The organism is Streptomyces sp. NPDC057253 (assembly GCF_042669125.1).
Lineage (GTDB): Bacteria > Actinomycetota > Actinomycetes > Streptomycetales > Streptomycetaceae > Streptomyces.
This window is the reverse complement of record NZ_JBHUXV010000001.1, coordinates 236,197-242,196: the sequence shown is the minus strand read 5'-3', so window position 1 is coordinate 242,196 and position 6,000 is coordinate 236,197. Positions and strand designations below refer to the sequence as shown.

Annotated in this window: 6 protein-coding genes; 2 read left to right on the top strand and 4 right to left on the bottom strand. The window is 72.0% G+C overall.

Features of this window, described 5'->3' with window-relative positions; translation table 11 throughout:
- The coding region (locus ACFULQ_RS01060) for a polysaccharide deacetylase family protein (protein WP_383536306.1) at positions 1-735 on the bottom strand (735 nt) is incomplete at its 3' end.
- A 312-nt stretch (positions 736-1,047) separates the two neighbouring features.
- On the opposite strand from ACFULQ_RS01060, the gene ACFULQ_RS01055 reads away from it, so the two are divergent.
- On the top strand, positions 1,048-1,509 hold the full coding sequence (locus ACFULQ_RS01055; protein WP_383536304.1) for a universal stress protein: 462 nt from the start codon (positions 1,048-1,050) through the stop codon (positions 1,507-1,509).
- A 372-nt stretch (positions 1,510-1,881) separates the two neighbouring features.
- Here the strand turns inward: ACFULQ_RS01055 and ACFULQ_RS01050 are convergent, their stop codons facing one another.
- Positions 1,882-2,937, bottom strand: a complete 1,056-nt coding sequence (locus ACFULQ_RS01050; RefSeq protein ID WP_383536302.1) for an isopenicillin N synthase family dioxygenase — start codon at positions 2,935-2,937, stop codon at positions 1,882-1,884.
- Between the two features lie 433 nt (positions 2,938-3,370).
- Positions 3,371-4,186 (bottom strand): alpha/beta fold hydrolase, encoded by an 816-nt coding sequence (locus ACFULQ_RS01045; RefSeq protein WP_383536300.1) that lies wholly within the window; start codon positions 4,184-4,186, stop codon positions 3,371-3,373.
- Between the two features lie 72 nt (positions 4,187-4,258).
- On the opposite strand from ACFULQ_RS01045, the gene ACFULQ_RS01040 reads away from it, so the two are divergent.
- Positions 4,259-4,732: a MarR family winged helix-turn-helix transcriptional regulator gene (locus ACFULQ_RS01040; RefSeq protein WP_383536298.1), complete on the top strand. Its 474-nt coding sequence runs from the start codon at positions 4,259-4,261 to the stop codon at positions 4,730-4,732.
- Here ACFULQ_RS01040 and ACFULQ_RS01035 read toward each other — a convergent pair whose 3' ends face one another.
- The gene (locus ACFULQ_RS01035; protein ID WP_383536296.1) at positions 4,733-5,881 is read right to left on the bottom strand and encodes a CapA family protein; all 1,149 of its coding nucleotides are present in this window, start codon (positions 5,879-5,881) and stop codon (positions 4,733-4,735) included.
- Positions 5,882-6,000 lie beyond the last annotated feature (119 nt).

The following is a 6,000-nucleotide window of genomic DNA, read 5'->3' as shown; positions in this document are numbered from 1 at the left end:
CTTCTCCACCCGGCCGACGATGCTGCGGGTGCCCGGGGTGGTCCAGTCGAGGGTGTCGACCGTCCAGGCGAGGGGGTCCATGCCGAGGTCGGCGCCGATCTGGAAGGCGGCGCGGTTCCAGGCGCCGTAGGGAGCGCGGAACCACTCGGGGCGCTCCCCGTAGCCCTCCTCGATGACGTCGCAGGTGCGCTCCATCTCCGAGCGGATGCGGGAGCGGGTGAGCCGGGTGAGCAGCGGGTGCGACCAGGTGTGGTTGCCGACCACGTGTCCCTCGTCGGCCATCCGGGCCAGCAGGTCCTGGTGCTCGACCGCCATCTCCCCGCACACGAAGAACATCGCGCGGACGTCGTACTCGGCGAGGGTGTCCAGGATGTGCGGGGTGTAGCGGGGGTCGGGTCCGTCGTCGAAGGTCAGGACCATGGTCCGGCCGCGTCCGGACACCCTCAGCATCGGCTCGTGGCGCAGGAGCGTCCTGCGGTGGGCGGCCTGCGGCGGGCCGTAACCGGTCAGGGGCTGGAGGCGGTAGGCCGAGGGCTGGAGCGGACGGGCCGCGGCCGGGGGGCCGGCGGCGGGGAGGGCGGCCGGCTTGACCGGCTCCTCGCCGGTGACCGCCGCGAAGACACCCGCGGTGCCCGCGGCCCCGAGCGCGGCGGCGCCGGCCAGCAGGGCCCGGCGCCGGGTGAGCACCGCGGCCGCCTGCGACGACAGCCGTGTGAGCAACTGATCCTTCGTCATGACTCATCAGTCGCCCGGTGGAGCTCCGACGCACCTCAGCAACACCGGTGCGGCGGCACGAAAACACCCGCCCGGCCCAGTGGGGAGGCTCCCGTCGGGCATGACGGCACATCAGGGCACGGCCGGGGAAGGGGTATCGGCCCCGGCCTCGTCCCCTCCGTCGAGGCCGGGTGAAACGAGGGCGGCGACGGGCCTCGGTGCCGGCCCGGTCGCGCCCGCCCTACGGGTGCCCCGTTTCCGCCACGTGTGCGCAGCCGTTCAGTCGGGTCCCGTATGCCGTCCGGACCTGCGGCTTCCGATAGCCTCGCAGCCGTGACGGAACAGCATTCGCATCAGTTCGAGCGGGGCACGGACGGGCCCAAGGTGATCGTCGTCGGTGTCGACGGCTCCGACTCCTCGCTCCGTGCCGCCGCGTACGCCGGAGGCCTGGCCCGGCGACAGCACGCGCTGCTCGCCGTGGTGTACGTCCAGCCGGTGATGGCGTCGGGGGCCGCGCTCGGCGCTCCGGTGGCCGAGGCCACGGACGAGATCGCCGAGGACCTGGTCGCCCAGATCCGGCTCGCGACCGAGCAGAACAAGGGGATATTCGATGTGCGCTGGGAGTTCCACACCTTCCGCGGCGACCCCTACAGCGGGTTGACGAAGGCGGCGGACGAACTCAAGGCCGACGCGGTGGTGGTCGGCGCCTCGGAGCAGGCGGGGCACCGGATCGTCGGTTCCGTGGCGGTGCGGCTGGTGAAGGCGGGGCGGTGGCCGGTGACGGTGGTGCCGTAGCCGGGCGCGCGGGGGGGGGGCGGGGCTCGATGCCGGGTGCTGGCGCACAGCGGGGCCGCGACCGAAGCCAGGTGCCGGGCGCACGGCGGGACCCGAAGCCCGAGGCCGCGCACACAGCGGAGCCACGACCCGAAGCCCGATACCGAGAACCACGTGCCAGGCGCCGGACGCCCGATGCCGGGTGCTGGGCGCACAGCGGGCCGCGGCCCGAAGCCAGGTGCTGGGCGCACGGCGGGGCCGGGGCCCGAAGCCGCGCACACAGCGGCGCCAGGACCCGAAGCTCGATGCCGGGGACCACGTGCTCGATGCCGGGTGCCGGGGATCACGAGCCACGTGCCAAGCGTCGGACGCCCGATGCCACGTGGTGCCGCCTCAGGCGAGCGCCTCCTCGCGGAGTCGGTCCAGCAGCTTCAGGCGGCCCTCCGCCTCGATGCGGGCCGTGGTCACGCGTTCCGGGTAGCAGCGCATGAACATCCGGGTGAAGTGGGTGCCGTAGTGGATGTACTCGCTCGGGTCCGCGGTGTCGAGCGGGCGGGCCACCGCGTTGAAGGCCGGTTCGTGGAAATAGGCGAGGGTGTAGCGCTCACGGTCGGCCAGGCGGACCTTGTGCGGGGTCGACAGCAGGGCGCCGCCGGTCATGAACTGCATGATGTCGCCGGGGAAGACGGTGAGGACGGCCGGGACCGGGGTGACGTAGGTCCACGGCTCCTCGTGTTCGTGACGGCCCGCCATGGACTCGCCGGGCAGCCAGTTGCGGCCGCGTTCCTCACCCGGGACGGGCGGCCGGACGTAGAGGCCGCCGACGTCGTCCTGGGCGGCGATGACGAGCAGGCCGTAGTCGGTGTGGGCGCCGATACCGCGTTCGGAGCCGGCGTCGGCGGGCGGGAAGCGCAGGACCCGCATGTGGTGCCAGCCGTCCGCGGTGAGCCGGGTGAAGTGGTCCGGGTCGTCCAGGCCGAGACCGAGAGCCGTGAGCCGGAGCAGGCGGTGGCCCAGCTCGCCGACGGCCGTCATGTAGTCCTTCATGGCGCGGGCGTAGTCGGGTGAGGGCCAGGGTGCCGGGCCGTGGCAGGGCCAACCGCCGATGACGCGGGGGTCGTCGGCGGGGATGTCGGGGCACACCGTGAAGATCTCCGAGCCGTCCCGCTCCCCCGCCGTCTCCTCCTCCCCTGAGGCCACATAGCCGCTGTAGCTGAGGTCGGAGACGCGGGCGGCTTTCTCCTTCAGCGGTCTGGCGCAGAAGGCCCGGGAGGCGTCCAACGCCCTTTCCGTGGCCTCCTGTTGCGTACGGGTGGCGCTGATCTGGAAGATGCCGTCGGACTGCCAGGCGGCGATCAGGGCCCGCCCCAGGGCGCGGTCCGAGTCCGTGCCGAGCACCGTGGCCGGCAGCCGGAAAGTCTGAAGAGGGCTCTGTGGCTCACTGGTCATGTCGGACGCTCCGTGACCCCTGCGCTGCGATTGAGCGGCAAACTACTCCGGCCCCATCCTGCTGAACAGCCGTTCAGTCCACCCGGTTCCCATGCCCCCGCCACGTATCGGCGCGGCGTCTTCCGTCCCGGCCGTCCCGGGACCCTCATGGTCCGCCGTCAGCCGCTCTCCGAACGCGAAGAGGCCAGGTGCGGGGGCCGGTTCAGGACGGGCGAGCGGATTCTCCGCTGCACACCGGATGAACGCGTCGAGGAGACGGAACCCGGCGCGGGCACCGGACCGGGACGGCCGCTCGGGCTGCGGCGGCTGACCGCAATCGGCGTAGACGGCCTCATCGGCGCGAGCAACGGGGGCCCGGGGGTGCCGGGTCCGGGGATTCCGGGTCCGGGGGTACCCCCAGCCGGCGCAGCACCTCGCGGACCCCCTGTCGGCGTCAGAGCCCGCGCAGGAAGTCCAGCAGGATCGCGTTGAACTCCTGCGGCCGCTCCAGGTTGGGGAAGTGCGCGGTGCCCTCCACCAGCACCGAGCGGCCGTCCGGCACGGTGTCGGCGTAGCGTTCGGCGTCGGCGAGCAGGTCCGGTGAGTCGAGCGTGCCGTTGACGGTGAGCACCGGGACGTCGATCTTCGGGACCCGCGCCCAGGTGTCCGCCATCGGCACATGCCAGTCCCGTTCGCCGGGCGTGTGCTTGGCGATGGTGTGCAGAGCCATCTCGCGCAGGTGGTCCAGGATGCGCGGGTCCAGTTCCTCGGCCGGCCGGAAGGGGCCGGCGGAGGAATCGAGGAACACCTTCAGCCAGCCCTCGATGTCGCCGGAGTGCAGGGTCCGCCGGGACTCGGCGACGACCTTCCTGGTGGTCTCGTGGGTGTACTGGAAGTCGCTGACCGAGGCCCCGCTCAGCACGATCGCCCGGACCAGTTCCGGATACTCCATCGCGGTGTCCCCGGCGACGGCCCCGCCCATCGAGACGCCGACCAGGACCGCGGGGCCCGCGTCCAGGTGCCGCAGCAGACAGGCGAGGTCGTCGGCCCAGCGGAAGGGCTCGGTCGCGTTGGCGGTCCAGCCGTGCCCGCGGACGTCGACCGCGATGACGCGGTGACCGGCGGCGAGGGCCGGGATCTGGGCCTCGAAGAGGCGGTGGTCGACGTAACCGGCGTGCAGGAGGACCACGGGGTCCCCGGTTCCGGTGTCGCGGTAGGCGATGTCCCCGTCGGCGGACGCGAAGAAGCTCAGCTCCGAAGCAACTGTCATGACAACCAAGGTGTCATCTTCGGAGAACTTTGACAACCCGGTTGTCATGATGGAGCGGTGCATGATGAGCGGGTGAACGACATCGAGGAACCCCTGTCCCCCGACGATCTCGGCCACCGGGTCAGCGAGGTGTTCGACCTCGTCGGCGCGCTCTACCGACGCGGCCTGCGCAAACTCGAACAGGGCCAGCAGATCGAGGGGGTCTCGGTCGGCGTGCGTTCCGTCCTGGTGCTGCTGCGCAGGTACGGCGCCATGACGGTGCCTCAGATGGCCCGGCTCATGGCGCTGACCCGGCAGTTCGTGCAGCGCATGGTCAACGACGCGGTGGCCGCGGGCTGGGCCGAGGTCACCCCGAACCCCGCGCACCAGCGGTCCTCGCTGATCCGCATCACGGCCGACGGCGAGGCCGTCATCGACGCGATCCTCGCGCGCGAGCACGCCCTGAACCGTCAGGTCGGCGGTGAGCTGACGGACGCCGAACTCAAGGCGTGCGCGCGCGTCCTGAAGGAGATGCTGCGCACCTTCGACCACGTGGACGTCGAGTGACTACTGCCCCATCGTGAGCCCCGCCTTTCCCGCGCCCCGGCTCAGCACGACCTCCCGGATGCGGTCGCGCACGCCGTCCAGGTCGGCGCCCTGCGCGATCGCCCGGTTCAGGTTCACCACCCGCCCCGCGTCCACGTCGAACATCTGCGGCACGAACTCCGCCTTGACGACCCGCCAGCGCTCACCGGGCCGGGCGGGCGGGGCGAAGGTGAAGCGCCCGAGGGTGGACTGGTTGCCGCGCGGGTCCTGGACGCCCTCGTGGTTGAACATCTCGCCGGCGATCTGATCGCCCATGCCGTAGATCACCCAGGTGCCGTTGACCTTCTCGTACGCCTGCGGGACATGGGCGTGGGTGCCGAGGATCAGGTCGACGTCGGGGCGCCGGCCGGTGCGGGCCGCGGTGAGGTCGTGGGCCAGGGCCTTCTGCTGCTCGTCGGGCGCTTCCTGCCATTCGGTGCCCCAGTGCAGCGATACGACGACCACGTCGGCGCCCGCCTTCCGGGCCGCCCGGGCGTCCGCGAGGATCTTGTTCTCGTCCATCAGGTTGACCGCCCAGGGCTGTCCCTGGGGCAGCGGGAAGCCGTTGGTGTCGTAGGTGTAGGCGAGGTGGGCGACCTTCGCCGAGCCCGCGCGCAGGACGGTGACCGTGCGCGCCTCCGCCGCGTCGCGGGCCGATCCGGCGTGCCGTACACCCGCGCGGTCCAGGGCGTCGAGGGTGCGGCGGATGCCCTCGGCGCCGTCGTCGAGGCTGTGGTTGGAGGCGGTGGAGCAGCCGTCGTAGCCGGTGACGGCGAGCGCCCGGGCCACCTCGGGCGGGGACTTGAAGGTTGGGTAGCCGGTGTAGTCCCCGTTCGCGCCGTAGACGGTCTCCATGTGACACAGCGCCAGATCGGCGCGGGAGACGACGGATCGGATCCCGGCCAGCATCGGGCGGAAGTCGTAGCCGCTCCCGCCCGCGTCGAAGCGGGCCCGGTCGATGATCGAGCTGTGCGGCAGGACGTCGCCGGAGGCGACGAGCGTGAAGCCGCGCGCGGCGGCGCCGGCCGGGGCCGGACGCCCGGGCGACTCGTGGTCGTGTGCCTGGCAGGCCGCTCCTCCGGCCAGAAGGGCCGTGAGGGCCAGGGCAACCTGCCGTCTGCGTGCAATCATCAGCTCACCCCATTCAGGTCATATTTACTGACGAATGGGTATGAACTTGGCTGTGTCGGCAAACGGCCTGACGACCTTGTTGACCCGTCCGGAGCGGAAGGAACGCGGAAGCGACCGTT